Genomic DNA, 20,931 nt, shown 5'->3' with positions numbered 1-20,931 from the left:
AGGAGAGTAGGGCAATGAGTAAGTTCTGGAGCCCCTTCGTCAAGCAGTTGGTGCCCTATGTGCCGGGTGAGCAGCCGAAGCTGGCAAAGTTGGTCAAGCTCAATACCAACGAAAACCCCTATGGGCCGTCGCCTCAGGCGATTGCGGCAATGCAGGCTGAGGTTAATGACCAGTTGCGCCTGTATCCCGATCCGAACAGCGATCGCCTGAAACAGGCGATCGCGCAGTTCCATGGCGTGCAAACAACGCAAGTGTTCGTCGGTAACGGCTCGGATGAAGTGCTCGCCCATGCATTCCATGGGTTGTTCCAGCACGGCAAGCCACTGCTGTTCCCGGACATCAGCTATAGTTTCTATCCCGTCTATTGCGGCTTGTATGGAATCGAGCCCGGGATTATCGAACTCGATGAGCAGTTCAAGATTCGGATCGAAGACTATGCCCGCCCCAATGGCGGCATTATCTTTCCCAACCCTAATGCGCCGACAGGTTGCCTGTTGCCGCTTGAGGCTATCGAGCGGTTGTTGAAACTCAACATCGAAAGCGTTGTGGTGGTGGACGAGGCCTATATCGACTTCGGTGGTGAGTCGGCGATTAGCCTAGTGGATAAGTACCCGAACTTGCTGGTGACCCAGACCTTGTCGAAGTCACGCTCCCTGGCCGGCTTGCGTGTGGGTTTCGCGGTGGGGCATGCCGATCTGATCGAGGCATTGGAGCGGATCAAGAACAGCTTCAACTCCTATCCGCTGGATCGCATTGCGATTGCCGGTGCAGCTGCAGCATTTGCCGACACCGCGTATTTCGAGCAGACCTGTCAGGCGGTTATCAACAGCCGTGAGGAGGTGGTTGTGGGGCTGGAGCGCTTGGGCTTTGAAGTGCTTCCTTCCGCCGCCAACTTCATCTTTGCTCGCCACGCTGGGCGGGACGCCGCGCAACTGGCTGCCCAGTTGCGCGAGCAAGGGATCATAGTGCGTCACTTCAAGCAGGCGCGTATTGCCCAGTTCTTGCGTATAAGCATCGGCACGCCAGAACAAAACCGAGCATTACTGGACGCCTTGCAAGGCATTTGCTGAGCAATGCACTGCAGTCGCCTCGATTGAGGGGCGGCTGCGTATCAGCCGTGGTGTTACTGGTTCTCGTCAGTCCTGATTGAAGCTGGTGGTCGAACACCCACTTCTGCGGTGAGATCCATCGGCTTGCCATTACGTAGAATTTCTATGCGAATCTTGTCGCCGGGCTTGGTGCGGGCCACTTGATTCATCGAGCGACGGCCATCGCCTGCCGGTTCGCCGTCGATGTTCATGATTAAATCACCGGGTTGCAGGCCAGCCCGCTGAGCAGGGCCGTCGCGATAAATGCCCGCGACAACAATACCTGGACGACCTTCAAGGCCGAATGACTCAGCCAGCTCCGGGGTTAGCGGCTGTACTTCAATGCCAAGCCAGCCACGGATCACTTGGCCGTGCTCGATAATCGCCTGCATCACTTCAAGCGCCAGCTTCACTGGAATCGCAAAGCCGATCCCCTGCGAGCCGCCTGATTTGGAGAAGATCGCGGTATTGATACCAACCAGGTTGCCATCGGCATCCACCAGTGCGCCACCCGAGTTGCCGGGGTTGATGGCGGCGTCCGTCTGGATAAAGTCTTCGTAGGTATTAAGACCCAGCTGATTGCGGCCTGTGGCACTGATGATGCCCATGGTGACGGTCTGGCCGACCCCGAATGGGTTGCCAATGGCCAGGGTCACGTCACCAATCCTGATGTTGTCCGAGCGGCCCAGGGTGATTGCCGGCATGTTATCAAGGTCAATCTTGAGCACCGCCAGGTCGGTTTCCGGGTCGCTGCCAATCACGCGGGCCAATGTTTCGCGGCCGTCCTTCAGGGCTACAACAATTTGGTCGGCACCTGCGGTCACGTGATTGTTGGTCAGCAGATAACCTTCCGAACTCATGATCACCGCCGAGCCCAGGCTTGACTCCATGCGGCGCTGTCTTGGCAGGTTGTCGCCAAAGAATTTCTTGAATTGAGGGTCTTCAAACAGTGGCAACGCGGGCTTGTTGACGTATTTGGTGGTGTACAGGTTGGCGACTGCAGGCGATGCCAGGTTCACTGCATTTGCATAGGAAGCCGGGCCAACAGATTGGCTGCGCCTGTTGTTTGGCGTCTGGCGAACTTCTACATCATGGCTAGGCAGGCCAACCCATTCTGGAAATTGCTGGATAAACAGCAAGGCGACCAATATGCCAACGAGCAAGGGCCAGCCAAAGTAACGCACTGCTTTGAGCATCAAAGAAGTCCTGAGAGTTGCGAGGGGCAACTGAGCCCCTTAAGGTGGATCATTATAAAGGCCCCTGCGCGAACATTGCATTGGCAAGTATCAATCAAAGAGGAAACAAAATGGCAATTGCCCTGACCACTCTGGTTGCAGAGGCTCAGCGATATTTGAATGCGGACAGCATCAGCGACTATTGCCCCAACGGCTTGCAGGTCGAGGGTCGGCCCAATGTGCAGCGACTGGTAACGGGCGTCACGGCCAGCCAGGCGCTGATCGATGCTGCGATTGAGGCCGAGGCGGACGTAATCCTGGTTCACCATGGCTATTTCTGGAAGGGCGAGGATCCATGCGTTACCGGCATGAAGCAGCGTCGTCTAAAGGCCTTGCTGGCCAATGATATAAGCGTGCTTGCCTATCATTTACCCCTCGATGTGCATCCTGACGTGGGCAATAACGTTCAGCTTGCCGCGCAGTTGGGAATCACCGTCGAGGGGCCGCTCAACCCGGATAATCCACGCACTGTTGGCTTGGTTGGCTCTTTGGATGAACCGCAGAGCGCTCGTGACTTTGCGCGACGCGTGCACCAGGTCCTGGGTCGTGAGCCGCTGCTGGTGGAAGGGCAGCAGATGATTCGCCGGATTGGTTGGTGCACGGGCGGTGGCCAGGGGTATATCGATGAGGCCGTAGCGGCCGGTGTGGATCTGTACCTGACGGGCGAGGCTTCGGAGCAGACCTTCCACAGCGCCCAGGAGAACGGCATCAGCTTTATTGCCGCCGGGCATCACGCCACCGAGCGCTACGGCGTCCAGGCGCTCGGTGAGTACCTGGCAAAACGCTTCGCTATCGAACATATATTCATTGATTGCGCCAACCCGATTTGAGGCTTGATTAAGCATGTTGCGCTGCTTTGGGCGGTTCGGCTGAGCGATTCCTGAGCAAAATACTGAGCATAAAGTTAGATCGTTTTGATCTAGCAGGCGGCCTGAATAGAAGCTAGCGCTGTGCTAGAGTGCGCCCATGTCCACGGCCCGCTGGCCCCATTACAAAGCAAATCGTGAGTAGCTATGCTCGACAAAATGACCCACCTGAAAGAGCTCGAGGCGGAGAGTATCCACATCATTCGTGAAGTGGCCGCCGAATTCGACAATCCGGTAATGCTCTATTCCATTGGTAAAGATTCCGCCGTGATGCTGCATCTGGCACGCAAGGCGTTCTTTCCTGGCAAGCTGCCGTTCCCGGTTATGCACGTCGACACCCGCTGGAAGTTTCAGGAGATGTATAGCTTCCGCGACAAGATGAAGGCTGAGATGGGCCTGGATCTGATTGTCCATGTCAATCAGGAAGGTGTTGCCCAGGGCATCAACCCGCTGACCCATGGTAGTGCCAAGCATACCGATATCATGAAGACCGAGAGCCTCAAGCAGGCGCTCGACAAGCATGGTTTCGATGCGGCCTTCGGTGGTGCCCGTCGCGATGAGGAGAAGTCCCGTGCCAAGGAGCGCGTGTACTCCTTCCGTGACAGCAAGCACCGCTGGGACCCGAAGAACCAGCGCCCCGAGCTTTGGAATGTCTACAACGGCAAGGTGAAGAAGGGCGAGTCGATTCGCGTCTTCCCCCTGTCAAACTGGACCGAGTTGGATATCTGGCAGTACATCTACCTGGAGCAGATTCCAATTGTGCCGCTGTACTTTGCAGCCGAGCGCGAGGTGATTGAGAAGAATGGCACCCTGATCATGATCGATGATGAGCGCATTCTCGAGCACATGTCCGACGAAGAAAAATCACGTATCCAGAAGAAGATGGTGCGCTTCCGTACGCTGGGCGACTACCCGCTGACAGGCGCGGTTGAGTCGCAGGCGACTACGCTGGCCGACATCATTCAGGAAATGCTGCTGACACGTACCTCCGAGCGCCAAGGTCGTGTAATTGACCATGATGGTGCAGGTTCGATGGAAGAGAAAAAACGTCAGGGGTACTTTTAAGATGTCGCACCAATCTGAATTGATCAGCGAGGACATTCTCGCTTACCTGGCCCAGCATGAACGCAAGGAACTGCTGCGGTTCCTGACCTGTGGCAATGTCGATGACGGCAAGAGCACCCTGATCGGGCGCCTGCTGCACGACTCGAAGATGATCTACGAAGACCACCTCGAAGCCATTACCCGGGACTCGAAGAAAAGTGGCACCACTGGCGAGGAGGTCGACCTGGCCCTGCTGGTCGATGGCCTGCAAGCCGAGCGTGAGCAAGGTATTACCATTGATGTGGCGTACCGTTATTTCTCGACTGCCAAGCGCAAGTTCATCATCGCCGATACACCGGGTCATGAGCAGTACACCCGCAATATGGCAACTGGTGCTTCTACCTGTGATCTGGCGATCATCCTGATTGACGCGCGCTACGGCGTGCAGACGCAGACCAAGCGCCACAGTTTCATCACCTCCCTGCTTGGCATCAAGCACATCGTTGTCGCCATCAACAAGATGGACTTGAAAGACTTCGATCAGGGCGTCTTCGAGCAGATCAAGGCCGACTACCTGAAGTTCGCTGAAGGTATTGCGCTGAAGCCGACTTCGCTGCATTTCGTACCTATGTCGGCGCTCAAGGGCGACAATGTCGTCAGCAAGAGCGAGCGCTCGCCGTGGTATGACGGCCAGTCGCTTATGGAGATTCTTGAGACTGTTGAGATTTCTGGTGACCGCAACTTCAATGACTTGCGTTTCCCGGTGCAATACGTCAACCGTCCGAACCTGAACTTCCGTGGCTTTGCCGGTACGCTTGCCAGTGGCATCGTGCACAAGGGCGACGAGGTGGTTGTCCTGCCGTCTGGCAAGGGCAGCCGTGTCAAATCGATCGTGACCTATGAAGGTGAGTTGGAGCAGGCGGGGCCGGGTCAGGCGATAACCCTGACCCTTGAAGACGAGATCGATGTGTCCCGTGGTGACATGCTGGTTCACGCCGACAGCAAGCCGCAGGTGACCGATAGCTTTGATGCGATGCTGGTATGGATGGCCGATGAGCCCATGCTGCCGGGCAAGAAATATGACATCAAGCGCGCTACCAGCTATGTGCCTGGCTCTATTGCCAGTATTGCTCACCGGGTTGATGTTAATACCCTGGAAGAGGGGGCTGCGAGCAGCTTGCAGCTCAACGAGATCGGCAAGGTGCGTATCGCACTGGATTCCCCTATCGCGTTGGATGGCTACGCACACAACCGCACTACAGGCTCGTTTATCGTGATTGATCGCCTGACCAACGGCACTGTTGGCGCGGGCATGATCATTGCTGAAGCTGTTGGTTCTCAAGGTACGGGGCATCACGGCAAGCTGGCACATGTCTCGGTAGAGGAGCGTGCGGCAAGGCTGGGGCAGAAGCCCGCCACCGTGTTGTTCAGTGGTTTGTCGGGTGCAGGCAAAAGTACCTTGGCATACGCGGTAGAGCGCAAGCTGTTCGACATGGGCCGTGGAGTCTATGTACTGGATGGCCAGAACCTGCGTCATGACCTCAACAAGGGTCTGGCACAGGATCGTTCGGGGCGCACCGAAAACTGGCGCCGTGCCGCTCATGTGGCGCGTCAATTCAATGAGGCTGGCTTGTTGACCCTGGCTGCTTTCGTGGCGCCGGATGCAGAAGGCCGTGAACAGGCCAGGACACTGATTGGTGCCGAGCGCCTGATCACTGTCTATGTCCAGGCTTCGCCGCAGGCTTGCCGTGAGCGTGATCCGCAGGGGTTATATGCGGCTAATGGCGACAACATCCCGGGTGAGTCATTCCCCTACGATGTGCCTCTCGATGCCGACGTGGTTATCGACACGCAGACCGTCTCGGTTGATGAGGGCGTGAAAATGGTCCTGGCTGCGTTGCGCGAGCGTGGTGTGATCTAACCGCAAGGCATAAAAAACCCGCTTAATGCGGGTTTTTTATGCCTATGAACAAAGCGCTTTAGCGCTTGCTCTTCAGACCGTAGTTTTCGTCGAGCATGCCGGGAATGTTCTCCATTTTCGGCGCGTAGTCCTTGGGTGTTTCGTGATCGCGTGGCGGTGTCAGGCGTTCGCGCTTGTCGCGTTTATCACCACCTTCGTCTGCATGCAGTGCAGCCATCAGGCGTTGCCGAGTCAGCTCGTCGAGGGCCAGTTTGCTGGTGCCCTCGGTAAGGTGCTCTTGGACGTCCTGATAGCTCTGGGTCAGTTTCTTAACCAGATTTGCAGTGGTGTTGAAATGGGTGACGACATCACTCTGATAGTTGTCAAAACGTTCTTGCAGGTCGTCCAGCTGGCGTTGAGTCCGGCCAGGAACTGCATTGGGCGCCAAGCGCGCAACTAGAAATCCTATTGCGATACCTGCAACCAGGGCTATGGCCGGTATCAGCCAGGCTGTTAGCGTCTGTTCCACGAGTCCTTCCTCTCTAAACGGCTTTGCTTTACGTTAGCGGTTGGCGCCTGCGCTGTATAGCGTAATGCGAGCCGATATGTTTTTGGCGCAGGCTGACAGCCTAGACGAATCGACCCTGCGATGGGTCACGGAGTTCACTTTTGCTTACCCGTGAAACTGCTTTATTTATTCAAGGTCCGAGCGGCCAGCTTGAAGCCCTTTCTCTTGAAGTGCCCGATGCACGCGGCGTTGCGCTTGTATGTCACCCCAATCCTGTGCAGGGCGGCACTATGCTCAACAAGGTGGTCTCGACTTTGCAGCGTACTGCGCGGGACTCAGGCCTGCACACTCTACGCTTTAACTATCGCGGTGTCGGCAATAGCGAGGGTACGCATGACATGGGCGCCGGCGAAGTCGATGATGCCGAGGCTGTAGCACAGTGGCTGGGTGAACAATACCCGAATATGCCGCTGACCTTGATGGGCTTTTCGTTTGGTGGTTTTGTTGCGGCCTCTCTCGCCGGGCGACTGGAAGCGCAAGGCATCGAGGTGCAACAGCTGTTCATGATCGCGCCGGCGGTCATGCGCCTGGAAAAAACACCCCTGGCGCAGCGCTGCAAGATGACCGTTATACAACCTGAGGCTGATGAGGTGGTCGAGCCACAGCTGGTTTATGACTGGTCAAGTGCGCTAGAGCGCCCACATGAGTTGTTGACCGTGGCAGAATGTGGGCACTTTTTTCATGGCAAACTGACCGATCTAAAAGATTTGTTACTGCCGCGCCTCTAATTAGTAAGCGAACGCACATGACCACTCGTATTCTTACCGGTATTACCACCACAGGCACGCCGCACCTGGGCAATTACGCTGGGGCAATCCGACCCGCGATTGTTGCCAGCCGCAATGCCGATGTGGATTCGTTTTATTTCTTGGCTGACTACCATGCGCTGATCAAGTGCGATGATCCGCTACGCATTCAGCGTTCTCGCCTGGAAATCGCTGCAACCTGGTTGGCCTGTGGCCTTGACGTCAACAAGGCGACCTTTTATCGCCAGTCGGATATTCCGGAAATTCCTGAGCTTTGCTGGTTGCTGACCTGCGTAGCGGGCAAGGGCCTGCTCAATCGTGCGCACGCCTACAAAGCCTCTGTTGACCGGAATATCGAGCTAGGTGAAGACCCGGATGCGGGTGTGACCATGGGCCTGTTCAGCTATCCGGTGTTGATGGCCGCTGATATCTTGATGTTCAACGCGCACAAGGTGCCAGTGGGGCGCGACCAGATACAGCATGTTGAAATGGCGCGAGACATTGCCCAGCGCTTTAATCACCTGTTTGGCCAGGGTAAGGAGCTCTTTACCTTGCCTGAGGCGGTGATCGAAGAAGATGTGGCGACTTTGCCTGGCCTTGATGGTCGCAAAATGTCGAAAAGCTACGACAACACCATTCCATTGTTTAGTGGCGCCAAGCAAATGAGTGACGCGGTGGCGCGCATAGTGACCGACTCCAAGCTGCCGGGCGAAGCCAAGGACCCCGATAGCTCGCACCTGTTCACTCTCTACCAGGCATTCGCTACGCCTGAACAGCAAGCCCAGTTCCGCGCCGAGTTGATTGATGGCATGGGTTGGGGGGATGCCAAGCAACGGCTTAATGATCTGTTGAATGCTGAGTTGGGCGAGCCCCGGGAGAAATACCAGGCCTTGATTGAACGCCCCGCGGACCTGGAAGACATTCTTCTGGACGGCGCAGCCAAAGCACGCAAGATCGCCACTCCGTTCCTGATCCAGCTGCGTGAAGCCGTTGGCCTACGCTCGTTTCGCTCGGTTACCACCAGCACCGAGTCGTCGAAGAAGAAAGCCAGCAAGCGTGCACGTTTTGTCAGCTTCCGTGACGACGACGGCAGCTTCCGCTTTCGTCTGCTCGATGCTTCTGGAGAACAATTGCTGCTCTCGAAGTCCTTTACTGATGGCAAGTCGGCGGGCATGGTCAATAAGCATCTGCAGTCCGGTGAGCCACTTGATGTGCGTGAGCAGGGCAATGGTTTTGCTGTTTGGCTCGATGGTGAGAGCGTGGCAACCAGCCCTGAATTTGCGGATGCAGGGGCCATGAAGGCTGCCGTTGAGCGCTTGCGCGAGGCTTTGGCGCCTGAGCAAGCCTAATAACTCGGCGTTTTGCGCTGATAGCTGATTGATTATCTGCGGGGCAGGGCCTAAAGTACCTGCCCCGTTTTTGTTGCTCAGCTAACGAATATGACTCCGCTAGAACGCTATCAAGCCGATCTCAAACGTCCAGACTTCTTTCATGATGCGGCGCAGGAAGTGGCTGTGCGCCATCTGCAGCGCCTGTATGACGACTTGGTCGCGGACGTGCAAAACAGCAAGCCGGGTTTGTTCGGCAAACTATTCGCCAAGAAAAGCCAGGCGCCGATCAAGGGTCTGTATTTTTGGGGGGGGGTAGGCCGCGGCAAGACCTACCTGGTCGATACCTTTTTCGATGCTCTGCCTTTCGAGCAGAAGGTGCGTACTCACTTCCACCGCTTCATGAAGCGTGTGCACGAAGAGATGCGCGGCTTCAAGGGCGAGAAAAACCCACTGACCATTATCGGTAAGAAGTTTGCCGAAGAGGCGCGGGTTATCTGCTTCGATGAGTTCTTTGTTTCGGATATTACCGATGCAATGATTTTGGCGACCTTGCTCGAAGAGTTGTTCAAAAACGGCGTCAGCCTGGTTGCCACTTCGAACATCGTGCCCGATGGCCTGTACAAGGATGGCTTGCAGCGTGCGCGCTTCTTGCCGGCCATTGCTTTACTTAAAGAGCATACCGACATCGTGAACGTCGACAGTGGTGTTGATTATCGCTTGCGTGCCCTTGAGCAGGCGGAGTTGTTTCATTGGCCGCTAGGTGCTGAGGCCGATGCCAGCCTGCACAAGAGCTTCAAGAGTTTGCTGCCCGATTGCACGCATGCGGTTGAGAACGAGTCGATCAGTATCGAGAACCGGCAGATCACCGCGGTGCGAGTCTGTGAGGACGTGGCCTGGTTCGAGTTTCGTGAGTTGTGTGATGGCCCGCGTAGCCAGAACGACTACATTGAGCTGGGCAAGGTGTTCCATGCGGTACTGTTGGCGAATGTCGAGCAGATGGGCGTTGCCACTGACGATATGGCGCGGCGCTTTATCAACCTTGTTGATGAGTTCTACGACCGTAACGTCAAGTTGATCATTTCGGCAGAAGTTGAGCTCAAGGATCTATACACGGGTGGGCGCTTGACCTTTGAGTTCCAGCGTACGCTCAGTCGCTTGCTGGAAATGCAGTCCCATGAGTTCCTGGCGCGAGCGCATAAACCGTAAACTGCCGTTCAAAAGGCTGCCAATGGGCAGCCTTTTTTATATGTGCCTTGCACTCAATTGTTCGCGAAGCGCTCCTTGAAGCCCGCCAGCAACTGCTTGGCCTGGGCAATCTCCAGTGATTCCATGGCGCTTATTGGTGTGAATGACGCTGCTTGCTGAAGATGCTGCAGGGCTTTGCTGGCTTGATCGTCACCGTAGACGTAGGTCAGCGCATTGGCATATTCATAATGGCCAATGGGAAGGTCGTCGCTAACGGCAAAGGCGCGTGCGAAATAGGCTTCCATTTTTTCTGCGCTGACGCCGTAAGTGAGGCCGCCAAGCATGGAGCCGACCTTGCGAATCACTCCAGCCTGATAGCCACCGTACAGGGTCAGGGCATAAGGTTGCAGTGGTTTCTTGCTGAGCATGGCGTCGAGTTCATCGGGAATCTGTGAGGAATAGCCACGCTTGAGTGATACGGGAATTGGCAATTCTTCGCCCAGACGTGCCTTAGCGTAGGTTCGGCCGAATTGCGCCACTATGTCCAGCTTGATCAGTTCGCCGGCTTCATCTGTCAGCTCAATCACTTGCTCTAGCAGGCGATGTTTCTCGTCTTGATCGGCCTCGAGAAACATTGCATAGATGACTTGCGAGAACATCGCCGGTATTTGCCCGCCAAAACCCAGGGCCATGCCTTGTTCCTTGGCTTGGGCAAAATCACCCCTGAACATGCTGCGCCATGCATCCTGGAGCTTTGCGGCATAAGCGCTGGCAAGTTCCTCCGGCGTGCCTTGGGCCTGCGAGGCAATAATGGGGGCGCCGAGAATTTGCGGATGCAGTTTGGCCATCTTCAATACCCAGGCTTCGTCAGGGTAGGGGTAGTCCGTGCCGAAGCCGCGAGTAAGCTGGGGCCACGCCTGGCGCAGTTTGTCGCCGGAGTAGTCGAAAGCCGATTGGTCGTATGGGAAGGGTTTCCATGCATCCTGCGCGCTGGCGCAGAAACATAGGGTGGCAAGCAGGGCGAAAAGCAGGCTGCGCATGGGAGCGTCCTATGGTTGTTATTGGAGGCCTTGCAAAGGCTGTCTCCGATCATAGGACGCTGGGTTTTAACGCCTACCTATCCAAGGGTTTGCGTTGTATTTGCCTTTTGCCTAGACAGGGCCGTTCTTGTGCTGGAACTGGCGACGGTAAAGGTTGGGTGACAGTTCGGTGTGCTGGCGAAACAGGCGGGCAAAAAAACTGGCGTCGTCGTAGCCCACTTCATAGCTGATGGTCTTGATGCTTTTTCGGGTGGCGCTGAGCAGGCTCTTGGCTGTTTCGATGCGTAACCTTTGCAGGTAATGCAGCGGTTTGTCGCCGGTGGCGCTCTGGAAGCGGCGCATGAAATTGCGAATGCTCATGCCGTGTTCGCGAGCGACGTCTTCAAAACGAAATTTGTCGGCGTAGTGCTCTTCAAGCCACTGCTGGATTTGCAGGATCGTCAGGTCGTGATGCAGCTTCTGGCCGCCAAAGCCAATACGTCCAGGGGTATAGTTGCGTTGCACCTCAAACAGGATGTCGCGGGCCACGCCCTGGGCGACGCTGGCGCCGCAGAATTGCTCGATCAGGTAGATGAACAGGTCGCATGTCGATGTAACGCCACCTGCGCAGTACAGGTTGTCCGCATCCGACAGATGTTTGTCCTGGTTGAGTATTACCTTGGGGAATCGCTCGCTGAACTCGTTAAAAAAGCGCCAGTAGGTGGTGGCCTCCTTGCCGTCCAGCAGCCCGGCCTGGGCCATCCAGAAAACCCCGGTGGCTTCTCCACAAATAGCGCTGCCTGCCGCGTGGCACTCTTGCAGCCAGGTGAGTACGTTGGGATGGCGGTGGCACAGGGTATCGAAGTCATCCCAGAACGCCGGCAGGATGATCACATCCGCCGGTTCCAGGTCGCTGTCGACGGGAATCACCACATCGCTGAAGCTGCGCACAGGCATCCCGTCAGGGCTGACTATATTGATTTCAATGGTTGGGGTCAGGCCCAGGCCTTGCTGCTTGCCGTGGCGCAAGCTGGCCATGTGGAAGAAGTCTTTGGCTTGCAGGACGGTTGAGGCAAACACACCAGTGGTTGCCAAAATGCATACGCGCTTGAGCGGGGTCGAATGAGGGATGATCATGATCTATTTATTCTTATTGAGTGCGGCGTTTGATCAAGGCTGCAATGGTTGCGGTTGCAGGGCTTCAAGCCGTGTATTTCTTATTGAGTCGGTGCCTCTGGCCGAGCATTAATCCATGGGCAGGGGCGATTTGGTCAAGGTACGGCCTGATCGTCTTATTTTTTGGCGCTTGTGTCCAGTGTGACTATCCAGGCTACTGCCCTAAAGTCACACCAGGTTTGAAAACTGACGATTCCAGGTGAAGGCATGATTCCAAGAACAATATTCAGCTCTGACCATGAACTTTTTCGCGACAGCGTGCGCAAGTTTCTTGAGCAGCACGCCGTACCTTTCCATGGGCAGTGGGAAAAAGAGGGTCACATCGATAGAGCGCTGTGGAACAAGGCCGGTGAGGCTGGAATGCTCTGCTCGCACATTCCCGAGGAGTATGGCGGCATAGGCGCTGACTTCCTTTACAGCACAGTGGTGATTGAGGAAGTAGGCCGCCTGGGGTTAACCGGGATCGGGTTTTCACTGCATTCGGACATAGTTGCACCCTATATCCTGCATTACGGCTCCCAGGAGCTTAAGCAAAAGTACCTGCCGAAGATGGTCAGTGGCGAGATGGTCACGGCTATCGCCATGACAGAGCCCGGTGCGGGCTCGGATTTGCAGGGTGTGAAAACGACTGCTGTGCTCGATGGGGACGAATACGTTATCAATGGTTCGAAAACCTTTATCACCAACGGCTTTCTGGCAGATTTGGTAATTGTGGTGGCCAAGACCGATCCTGCGGCGGGCGCCAAGGGCACCAGCTTGTTCCTGGTTGAGGCCAACACACCTGGTTTTTCCAAGGGCAAGCGCCTGGAAAAAGTCGGGATGAAAGCGCAGGACACCTCCGAGCTGTTCTTCCAGGATGTACGTGTGCCCAGGGAAAACCTTTTGGGGCAGGCGGGTATGGGCTTTGCCTACCTGATGCAGGAGCTGCCGCAGGAGCGCTTGACTGTCGGTATTGGTGCCCTGGCTTCGGCTGAGGCGGCCTTGCAGTGGACGCTCGAGTACACCCGTGAACGCAAGGCATTCGGCAAGGCTGTGGCTGATTTTCAGAATACGCGTTTCAAGTTGGCGGAAATGGCCACCGAAATCCAGATCGGCAAGGTGTTTGTTGATCGCTGCCTGGAACTGCATCTGCAAGGAAAACTCGATGTGCCTACGGCGGCCATGCTCAAGTACTGGGGCACGGACCTGCAGTGCAAGGTGCTTGATGAATGTGTGCAGTTGCATGGCGGTTACGGGTTCATGTGGGAATACCCGGTCGCGCGGGCCTGGGCTGATGCGCGGGTGCAGCGGATTTACGCGGGCACCAATGAAATCATGAAGGAGATTATTGCGCGTTCGCTTTAAGCAGGGTGCGCCAATACACAAAAAATCCCGGCTCGTGCCGGGATTTTTTGTAGACGGCTGGTGCTTAGGGAGCTGGGTTGGGCTGTGTCTTGTGGATAGCGTCAATTGCTACGAGTACTTCGCTTGTTAGCTTCAGTTCGCTGCTTTTGAGGTTACTTTCAAGTTGCTCAAGCGTAGTCGCGCCTATGATGTTGCTGGTGACGAATGGTCGGGAGGTTACAAATGCCAGGGCCATTTGCGCGGGGTCCAGGCCGTGCTCCTGGGCCAGGGCGACGTAGCGTGCGCAAGCCGACTCCGATTCAGGGTTGCTGTAGCGCGCGAAGCGACTGAACAGGCTCAGGCGTGCCCCTTCAGGGCGTGCGCCGTTGGCGTATTTGCCTGAAAGCATGCCAAAGGCCAGTGGCGAGTAGGCCAGCAGGCCGCATTGTTCGCGAATTGCAATTTCGGCCAAGCCTACTTCAAAGCTGCGGTTGAGCAGGTTGTAGGGGTTTTGGATCGACACGCTGCGCGGCCAGCCCCGGCTTTGCGCCAGTTCGAGAAACTTCATGGTGCCCCATGGCGTTTCGTTGGATAGGCCAATGTGGCGAATCTTGCCGGCCTTGACCTGTTCGTCGAGCGCTTCAAGCACCTCCTCGATTGGAGTGAAGTCGCTGTCTTGATGCTTGTAGTCAAGCTGGCCGAAGAAGTTGGTCGGGCGTTCGGGCCAGTGCAGTTGATAGAGGTCGATCCAGTCGGTCTTCAGGCGCTTGAGGCTGGCGTCGAGTGCGGCAGTGATATGTGCTCGGTTGTGTTTGAGCCTGCCGTCGCGAATGTAGTCGATGCCGTTGCCTGGGCCGGCGATCTTGCTTGCCAGCACCCAGTCGGCGCGGTCACCGCTCCTGGCGAAGTATTCACCAATGATCTGCTCGGTCTTGGTGTAGGTTTCTGCGCGCGGCGGCACGGGGTACATTTCCGCGGTGTCGATAAAGTTGATGCCGTAAGCCTTGGCTCGCTCAATCTGGGCGAAACCTTCCTCGCGAGTGTTCTGTTCGCCCCATGTCATGGTTCCCAGGCATATGGCGCTAACTGAGATATCGGTTTTACCTAGTTTGCGAAAATCCATTACTTCGTCCTCTGGAAAAAGAGTTATACAATCAGGTTGCTAATTTTTTCGCAATCTGCATAATTGCGCAGCTCTTTCTGCAGTGGAAGTGATGCGCCGTCTGCCGAAGAAATCTTGCCGTGTAACGGACGCGCTGACCCGAGCCCCCGATAGCGTCTGTCTCCGGCTGCCTTTGACCTTGTCAAAGTACGCACTATTCAGTAAGATCCGCCGTCTTATTTATCAGGGCGGCCCCTGAGGCTATAAAGAATGAAAACTTTTACTGCTAAACCAGAAACAGTAAAGCGCGACTGGTTTGTCGTCGACGCTGCTGGTCAGACCCTGGGTCGTCTGGCTACCGAAATCGCTACCCGTCTGCGTGGCAAGCATAAGCCTGAATACACTCCGCACGTTGATACTGGCGACTACATCGTCGTAATCAATGCTGAGCAGGTACGTGTTACCGGTGCCAAGACTACCGATAAAATGTATTACTCTCACTCCGGTTTCCCGGGTGGCATCAAGTCGATCAATTTCGAAAAACTGATCGCCAAGGCGCCAGAGCGCGTGATCGAGACCGCGGTTAAAGGCATGTTGCCGAAGAATCCGCTGGGTCGCGACATGTACCGTAAGCTGAAAGTCTATGCGGGCGCTGCTCACCCTCATACTGCTCAGCAGCCCCAAGAACTGAAGATTTAACGGAATAGTTCATTATGTCGGCGACTCAAAACTACGGCACTGGCCGTCGCAAAACTGCAACCGCACGCGTTTTCCTGCGTCCGGGCAATGGCAGTATCTCTATCAATAACCGCACTCTGGACGTGTTCTTCGGTCGCGAAACTGCCCGCATGGTAGTTCGTCAGCCGCTGGAACTGACCGAGATGACCGAAAAGTTTGATATCTTCGTTACCGTTGTTGGCGGTGGTGTAAGTGGTCAGGCTGGCGCAATCCGCCACGGTATCACTCGTGCGTTGATGGATTATGACGAAACTCTGCGTCCGGCTCTGCGCAAAGCAGGCTACGTGACTCGTGATGCTCGTGAAGTTGAACGTAAGAAGGTTGGTCTGCGTAAAGCGCGTAAGCGTCCGCAGTACTCGAAGCGTTAATTCGCTACCTGCGTTCAAAAGCGCCCAGTTTCCTTTCGGAGCTGGGCGTTTTTTATGGGTGCTAAACTAGTCTGCGACATCGTGACGCATACTTGAATTGCGCGCGTGCTAAGGTATTTAGAGCTTTTGCTGGGGTAATTAACCTTGTCACAAAAGGGGCTTTTCTTTACCATTTGGCGAATTTTTTGCGCGACCAGAATTTTACTTAGTATAGGTCTGAATAACAGGCCACAAAGCTGATGGGAGACGACTGAATGAGCAATGACGGCGTGAATGCAGGCCGGCGTCGCTTCCTCGTAGCGGCCACCTCTGTGGTGGGTGCTGCAGGAGCGGTGGGTGCCGCGGTCCCGTTCGTGGGGTCATGGTTCCCAAGCGCTAAGGCCAAGGCTGCCGGTGCACCTGTGAAGGTGAACGTTAGCAAGGTCGAGCCGGGGCAGCAGATGGTTGCTGAATGGCGGGGGCAGCCGGTATTTATCGTGCGCCGCACTGAGGAAATTCTCAGTAACCTGACCAAACTCAATGACCGTGTAGCGGACCCTGAGTCCAAGGCCTCGGTACAACCTGAATATGTGGACCCGGTAACGCGTTCGATCAAGCCGGAAATACTTATTCTCGTAGGTATTTGCACGCACTTGGGTTGCTCGCCGACTTTCCGTCCAGAAGTTGCTCCGGCAGATTTGGGGCCAGATTGGCTGGGCGGTTATTTCTGTCCTTGCCATGGTTCGCACTACGACTTGGCTGGCCGCGTATTCAAAGCGCAGCCTGCTCCGTTGAATCTGCCAGTGCCGCCATATTCATATGACTCGGATGACATTGTCACCGTTGGCGTGGATCAGGAGAAAGCTTGATGAGCAAATTCATGGAATGGGTTGATGCCCGTTTTCCCGCCACAAAAATGTGGGAAGACCACCTCAGCAAGTACTACGCACCCAAGAACTTCAATTTCTTTTATTTCTTTGGCTCGCTTGCCCTGTTGGTTCTGGTAAACCAGATCCTGACGGGTGTCTGGCTGACCATGAGCTACACGCCGTCGGCTGAAGAGGCGTTTGCTTCGGTCGAATACATCATGCGTGATGTCGACTATGGTTGGATCATCCGTCTGATGCATTCAACCGGTGCTTCGGCATTCTTCGTTGTAGTCTATATGCACATGTTCCGCGGCCTGCTGTACGGCTCGTACCAGAAGCCTCGTGAGCTGGTCTGGGTCTTCGGCATGCTGATTTACCTGGCGCTGATGGCTGAAGCTTTCATGGGCTACCTGCTGCCTTGGGGCCAGATGTCCTACTGGGGTGCCCAGGTTATTATCTCGCTGTTCGGTGCCATCCCGGTTATCGGCGATGACCTGACTCAGTGGATTCGTGGTGACTACCTGATTTCCGGGATTACCCTGAACCGTTTCTTCGCCTTGCATGTCGTGGCCCTGCCGATTGTCATTCTCGGCCTGGTTGTGCTGCATATCCTGGCGCTGCACGAAGTGGGCTCGAACAACCCGGATGGCGTTGACATCAAGAAAAAGAAAGATGAAAACGGCGTTCCGCTCGATGGCATCCCGTTCCATCCGTACTACACCGTAAAAGATATCGTGGGTGTGGTGGTGTTCCTGTTTGTCTTCTGCGCGATCATCTTCTTCTTCCCTGAGATGGGTGGTTACTTCCTCGAGAAGCCTAACTTCGAAGTTGCAAACGCGTTCAAGACCCCAGAGCACATTGCCCCGGTCTGGTACTTCACGCCGTTCTACGCAATTCTCCGTGCGGTTCCCGATAAGCTCCTGGGCGTAATTGCCATGGGTGCAGCTATTGCCGTGTTGTTTGTGTTGCCTTGGTTGGATCGCAGCCCGGTCAAATCGATGCGTTACAAAGGCTGGCTGAGCAAAATCTGGTTGCTGGTATTCTGCATCTCCTTCGTCATCCTCGGCATTCTGGGTGTGTTGGCGCCGACCCCAACGCGTACGTTGATCTCGCAGATCTGTACTTTCCTGTATTTCGCGTACTTCATCCTGATGCCGTTCTATACCAGGATGGAAAAAACCAAACCGGTTCCGGAAAGGGTGACTGGCTGATGAAAAAACTATTTGCTGCAATGATCGTGGCGTGTCTGCCGGTATTCGCATTCGCGAATACTGCGGGTGTTCACTTGGACAAGGTCGATATCGACCTGACGGACAAAGCTGCTATGCAAGATGGTGCACGCACCTTTGCCAACTATTGCATGGGTTGCCATGGCGCCAAGTTCCAGCGTTATGAGCGTGTTGCCGATGACCTTGGTGTTCCGCACGAAGTCATGCTCGAAAACCTCGTTTTCACTGGCGGTAAGATCGGTGATCACATGCAGAGCAGCATGCGCTCTGAAGACGCCAAGGGCTGGTTCGGTGCTGCGCCGCCGGACCTGACTCTGGTTGCGCGTGTGCGCGGTAATGACTGGCTGTACAGCTACTTGCGTAGCTTCTACGAAGATCCATCCCGCCCACTGGGTGCGAACAACACTGTTTTCCATAACGTGGGCATGCCTAACGTTCTGGTTGGGTTGCAGGGTCGTCAATACATGGGCTGCAAGCAGGTCCAGGTGGTTGAGGATGGCAAGAAGCAATACGATCCGCTGACGGGTACACCTATTACCCACAAGGCCTGCGACCAATTGGTTGTCGAGCCTAAGACAGGCTCGCTGTCGGAAGAAGAGTTTGATGAGAAGATCAAGAATCTGGTGACCTTCCTCGCTTACTCGGCTAACCCGGTGAAACTGGAAAGCCAGCGTATTGGTACCTACGTTCTGCTGTACCTTGCCTTCTTCTTTGTATTTGCCTACTTGTTGAAGCGTGAATACTGGAAGGACGTGCATTAATCTGTAATTCTCTGTTGTTGACCTGCGCGCCCTACTGGGCGCGCAGGTTTTTCTGCTTCATATAACTTTATAAGCGAGGAGGACCGCCATGGGCGTGACCAATCGGTTGGCCTGTTACTCCGACCCCGCCGACCACTATTCCCACCGCGTACGTATTGTGCTCGCCGAGAAGGGTGTCAGCGCCGAGATCATCACTGTCGAGCCGGGTCGTTACCCGCCAAAGCTGCTTGAGGTAAATCCTTATGCCAGCTTGCCGACGCTGGTTGATCGTGACTTGGCGTTGTATGAGTCGACTGTGGTGATGGAATACTTGGATGAGCGTTATCCACACCCACCGCTCTTGCCGGTTTATCCGGTGGCTCGTGCAAACAGTCGTTTGTTGATTCACCGTATCCAGCGTGACTGGTGTGCCTTGGTCGACCTGATTCTCGATCCGCGCAGTAAAGAGCCCGCTCGCGTGCAGGCGCGCAAGGAACTGCGTGAGAGCCTGACTGGCGTATCTCCACTATTTGTCGACATGCCCTACTTCCTCAGTGAGGAGCTGAGCTTGGTAGACTGCTGCTTGTTGCCAATTCTCTGGCGTTTGCCAGTCTTGGGTATCGAGTTGCCAAAACCCGCTAAACCGCTGCTCGACTACATGGAGCGGCAGTTCGCCCGTGAGGCCTTCCAGGCCAGCCTGTCCACGGTTGAACGTGATATGCGTTAACGCGCGAGGAGAGACCTATGAACTCGAGTCGTCCCTACCTGGTTCGTGCTCTGTATGAGTGGATTGTTGATAACGATTGCACGCCACACTTGTTGGTCAACGCCGAGTATCCGGGTGTGCAAGTGCCTGCCGGCTTCGCCAACGACGGGCAGATAGTGCTCAATGTGTCACCCAGTGCTGTGCGTCACTTGCATATGGATAACGAGGCGGTGAGTTTCGAGGGGCGCTTTGGTGGTGTGGCGCATACGCTGTACGTGCCGGGGCCCTCGATACTTGCGGTTTACGCCCGTGAAAACGGCCAGGGCATGGTCTTTGACCTGGAGCCGCCTGCTGTTGATGAAGATGCAGTGCAAGCTCCTGATGATCAGGGCCCGCCCGAGACCGATCCGCCACGTCCAAGTGGTCGGCCAAGCTTGAAGGTCGTGAAGTAGCTACAAGGCAATCGACAAAAAAGGCGATCCGAGGATCGCCTTTTTTGTGCCTGCAAGCTGCTAGTTGATGTACTGGAACAGCTTTATGATCTTCTGCACACCAGACACGCCCTGTACTACCTGCGCGGCGCTCTGGGCCTCCTGGCGCGTTACCAGGCCCAGCATGTAGACGATGCCGTTCTCGGTTATAACCTTGATATTGGTGCTCGGAACATTGCTGTTGGCAAGCATTTCAGCCTTGATTTGCGCGGTAAGCAGCGAATCATTGCTGCGAGCGATCAGTGAGGTCGGCGGCAGGATTTGCAGTTCGTTGTAGACCTTCTTCACGCCTTGAACGCTATTGGCCGCTTTTTCGGCGGTTTGCTTGAGTTCTTCGCGCGGGGTTTGCCCGGCCAGCAGTACGATGCCGTTATAGCTGCTTACCACTATATGCGAGGTCGGACTGGTCAGGTCCGGGCTTGCCTTTTGCACGGCGCTGCGTACGTCCGGGTCGAGCAGCTTGTCGTCAATCGAGTTGCCGATGCTGCGGTTGCTGCAGCCACTAACCAGCAGGGTTAGTGCGAGTGCTGCAATAGCCAGTGGTGAACGGATCATTCTTCACTCCCAAATAGTAGGCTGTCGATTAGGTCGCACAAGCAGTGAATGGTCAGAAGGTGAACTTCTTGTATGCGTGCGGTGGATTTTGCTGGAACGCGGATTTCCACGTCCTCGGGCAGCAGCAGCGAGGCCATGTTACCGCCGTCACGGCCGGTAAGCGCAACCACGGTCATTTCACGATCGTGTGCGGCCTGGATGGCTTGAATGACGTTGGCTGAGTTGCCGCTGGTGGAAATTGCCAGGAGTACGTCACCAGGTTGGCCCAGTGCGCGTATTTGCTTGGAAAAAATCTCGTTGTAGCTGTAGTCATTGGCAATCGAGGTGATTGTCGAGCTGTCGGTGGTCAGCGCGATGGCCGGCAGGCTTGGACGCTCACGCTCGAAGCGATTGAGCAGTTCCGAGGAGAAATGCTGGGCATCGCCAGCCGAGCCGCCATTACCACATGCGAGAATCTTGCCCTCGTTCAGCAGGGCGTTGACCATCGCCATGCTGCCTTGCTCGATGAGTGGTGCAAGGACTTCCATTGCCTGCTGTTTAGTGTCGATGCTGGCTTGGAATAACTGGTGAATACGGGCTTGCATATCCATCGAAGATGTCACCTTAAGTTTTGCGGGTGCTGAGGTTTAAGCGAGTTGGAGCTGCCTTGTTGTGACAATGAATGGCGAGGTCG

22 protein-coding genes are annotated in these 20,931 nt (G+C 55.5%); 15 read left to right on the top strand and 7 right to left on the bottom strand.

All coding sequences use genetic code 11. The features are described from left to right. Positions 1–14: 14 nt before the first annotated feature. Entirely contained in the window at positions 15–1,070 is a 1,056-nt protein-coding gene (hisC, locus tag CHB79_RS08855) for a histidinol-phosphate transaminase (protein WP_089359611.1), read from the top strand. 53 nt (positions 1,071–1,123) lie between these two features. Here hisC and algW read toward each other — a convergent pair whose 3' ends face one another. Then, positions 1,124–2,284 carry a Do family serine endopeptidase AlgW gene (gene algW / locus CHB79_RS08850; RefSeq protein WP_089359610.1) on the bottom strand — a complete coding sequence of 387 codons (1,161 nt, stop codon included), beginning with the start codon at positions 2,282–2,284 and terminating at the stop codon, positions 1,124–1,126. A 110-nt stretch (positions 2,285–2,394) separates the two neighbouring features. On the opposite strand from algW, the gene CHB79_RS08845 reads away from it, so the two are divergent. The 3 genes from CHB79_RS08845 (at position 2,395) to cysN (ending at position 6,154) form a co-directional block, all read left to right on the top strand. Further along, positions 2,395–3,153, top strand: a complete 759-nt coding sequence (locus CHB79_RS08845; RefSeq protein ID WP_010489841.1) for a Nif3-like dinuclear metal center hexameric protein — start codon at positions 2,395–2,397, stop codon at positions 3,151–3,153. A gap of 183 nt (positions 3,154–3,336) precedes the next feature. Further along, a complete protein-coding gene (gene cysD / locus CHB79_RS08840; protein ID WP_010489843.1) occupies positions 3,337–4,254 on the top strand; it encodes a sulfate adenylyltransferase subunit CysD in 918 nt (305 codons plus the stop codon). A gap of 1 nt (position 4,255) precedes the next feature. After that, positions 4,256–6,154, top strand: a complete 1,899-nt coding sequence (gene cysN / locus CHB79_RS08835) for a sulfate adenylyltransferase subunit CysN (RefSeq protein WP_010489845.1) — start codon at positions 4,256–4,258, stop codon at positions 6,152–6,154. A 58-nt stretch (positions 6,155–6,212) separates the two neighbouring features. Here the strand turns inward: cysN and CHB79_RS08830 are convergent, their stop codons facing one another. Then, positions 6,213–6,662, bottom strand: a complete 450-nt coding sequence (locus CHB79_RS08830; protein WP_010489846.1) for a Z-ring associated ZapG family protein — start codon at positions 6,660–6,662, stop codon at positions 6,213–6,215. Positions 6,663–6,802: 140 nt separating this feature from the next. On the opposite strand from CHB79_RS08830, the gene CHB79_RS08825 reads away from it, so the two are divergent. The 3 genes from CHB79_RS08825 to zapE all read left to right on the top strand — a co-directional run bounded on the left by CHB79_RS08825 (position 6,803) and on the right by zapE (position 9,984). Further along, positions 6,803–7,429 carry an alpha/beta hydrolase gene (locus CHB79_RS08825; RefSeq protein WP_089359609.1) on the top strand — a complete coding sequence of 209 codons (627 nt, stop codon included), beginning with the start codon at positions 6,803–6,805 and terminating at the stop codon, positions 7,427–7,429. Positions 7,430–7,446: 17 nt separating this feature from the next. Beyond that, positions 7,447–8,796 carry a tryptophan--tRNA ligase gene (locus CHB79_RS08820; protein ID WP_089359608.1) on the top strand — a complete coding sequence of 450 codons (1,350 nt, stop codon included), beginning with the start codon at positions 7,447–7,449 and terminating at the stop codon, positions 8,794–8,796. Between the two features lie 90 nt (positions 8,797–8,886). Beyond that, a complete protein-coding gene (zapE, locus tag CHB79_RS08815) occupies positions 8,887–9,984 on the top strand; it encodes a cell division protein ZapE (protein ID WP_089359607.1) in 1,098 nt (365 codons plus the stop codon). Between the two features lie 53 nt (positions 9,985–10,037). Here the strand turns inward: zapE and CHB79_RS08810 are convergent, their stop codons facing one another. Together CHB79_RS08810 and CHB79_RS08805 are read right to left on the bottom strand one after the other, a co-directional pair. After that, positions 10,038–11,003, bottom strand: a complete 966-nt coding sequence (locus tag CHB79_RS08810; protein ID WP_089359606.1) for a hypothetical protein — start codon at positions 11,001–11,003, stop codon at positions 10,038–10,040. Positions 11,004–11,114: 111 nt separating this feature from the next. Then, positions 11,115–12,020: a GlxA family transcriptional regulator gene (locus tag CHB79_RS08805; protein WP_176443173.1), complete on the bottom strand. Its 906-nt coding sequence runs from the start codon at positions 12,018–12,020 to the stop codon at positions 11,115–11,117. 345 nt (positions 12,021–12,365) lie between these two features. On the opposite strand from CHB79_RS08805, the gene CHB79_RS08800 reads away from it, so the two are divergent. Next, positions 12,366–13,502, top strand: a complete 1,137-nt coding sequence (locus tag CHB79_RS08800) for an acyl-CoA dehydrogenase family protein (protein ID WP_089359604.1) — start codon at positions 12,366–12,368, stop codon at positions 13,500–13,502. Positions 13,503–13,566: 64 nt separating this feature from the next. On the opposite strand, the gene CHB79_RS08795 is transcribed toward CHB79_RS08800, so the two are convergent. Beyond that, positions 13,567–14,604 carry an NADP(H)-dependent aldo-keto reductase gene (locus tag CHB79_RS08795; RefSeq protein WP_089359603.1) on the bottom strand — a complete coding sequence of 346 codons (1,038 nt, stop codon included), beginning with the start codon at positions 14,602–14,604 and terminating at the stop codon, positions 13,567–13,569. Positions 14,605–14,853: 249 nt separating this feature from the next. Between CHB79_RS08795 and rplM the strand changes: the two genes are divergently transcribed. From rplM to CHB79_RS08760, 7 genes are all read left to right on the top strand, one after another. After that, complete coding sequence (rplM, locus tag CHB79_RS08790) at positions 14,854–15,282, top strand: 50S ribosomal protein L13 (RefSeq protein ID WP_069897891.1); 429 nt, start codon at positions 14,854–14,856, stop codon at positions 15,280–15,282. A 14-nt stretch (positions 15,283–15,296) separates the two neighbouring features. Next, positions 15,297–15,689 (top strand): 30S ribosomal protein S9, encoded by a 393-nt coding sequence (gene rpsI, locus CHB79_RS08785; protein WP_010489856.1) that lies wholly within the window; start codon positions 15,297–15,299, stop codon positions 15,687–15,689. Positions 15,690–15,943: 254 nt separating this feature from the next. After that, complete coding sequence (petA, locus tag CHB79_RS08780) at positions 15,944–16,537, top strand: ubiquinol-cytochrome c reductase iron-sulfur subunit (RefSeq protein ID WP_010489858.1); 594 nt, start codon at positions 15,944–15,946, stop codon at positions 16,535–16,537. Then, positions 16,537–17,748: a cytochrome b gene (locus CHB79_RS08775; RefSeq protein ID WP_089359602.1), complete on the top strand. Its 1,212-nt coding sequence runs from the start codon at positions 16,537–16,539 to the stop codon at positions 17,746–17,748. The genes petA and CHB79_RS08775 overlap by 1 nt, the downstream gene beginning before the upstream one ends. Beyond that, positions 17,748–18,527 carry a cytochrome c1 gene (locus tag CHB79_RS08770; protein WP_010489861.1) on the top strand — a complete coding sequence of 260 codons (780 nt, stop codon included), beginning with the start codon at positions 17,748–17,750 and terminating at the stop codon, positions 18,525–18,527. The genes CHB79_RS08775 and CHB79_RS08770 overlap by 1 nt, the downstream gene beginning before the upstream one ends. A gap of 88 nt (positions 18,528–18,615) precedes the next feature. After that, positions 18,616–19,233, top strand: coding sequence for a glutathione S-transferase N-terminal domain-containing protein (locus tag CHB79_RS08765; RefSeq protein WP_010489863.1), 618 nt, complete (start codon positions 18,616–18,618; stop codon positions 19,231–19,233). Positions 19,234–19,250: 17 nt separating this feature from the next. Next, positions 19,251–19,664, top strand: coding sequence for a ClpXP protease specificity-enhancing factor (locus tag CHB79_RS08760; protein ID WP_010489864.1), 414 nt, complete (start codon positions 19,251–19,253; stop codon positions 19,662–19,664). A gap of 60 nt (positions 19,665–19,724) precedes the next feature. Here CHB79_RS08760 and CHB79_RS08755 read toward each other — a convergent pair whose 3' ends face one another. Together CHB79_RS08755 and CHB79_RS08750 are read right to left on the bottom strand one after the other, a co-directional pair. Beyond that, positions 19,725–20,258: a BON domain-containing protein gene (locus CHB79_RS08755; RefSeq protein ID WP_010489866.1), complete on the bottom strand. Its 534-nt coding sequence runs from the start codon at positions 20,256–20,258 to the stop codon at positions 19,725–19,727. Then, complete coding sequence (locus tag CHB79_RS08750; protein ID WP_029529668.1) at positions 20,255–20,848, bottom strand: phosphoheptose isomerase; 594 nt, start codon at positions 20,846–20,848, stop codon at positions 20,255–20,257. The genes CHB79_RS08755 and CHB79_RS08750 overlap by 4 nt, the downstream gene beginning before the upstream one ends. Positions 20,849–20,931: the final 83 nt, after the last annotated feature.

The sequence above is a fragment of the Pseudomonas segetis genome, assembly GCF_900188155.1.
Classification (GTDB): domain Bacteria; phylum Pseudomonadota; class Gammaproteobacteria; order Pseudomonadales; family Pseudomonadaceae; genus Aquipseudomonas; species Aquipseudomonas segetis.
Note: the sequence above shows the minus strand (reverse complement) of the source record. Positions and strands in the feature narration are given on the sequence as shown.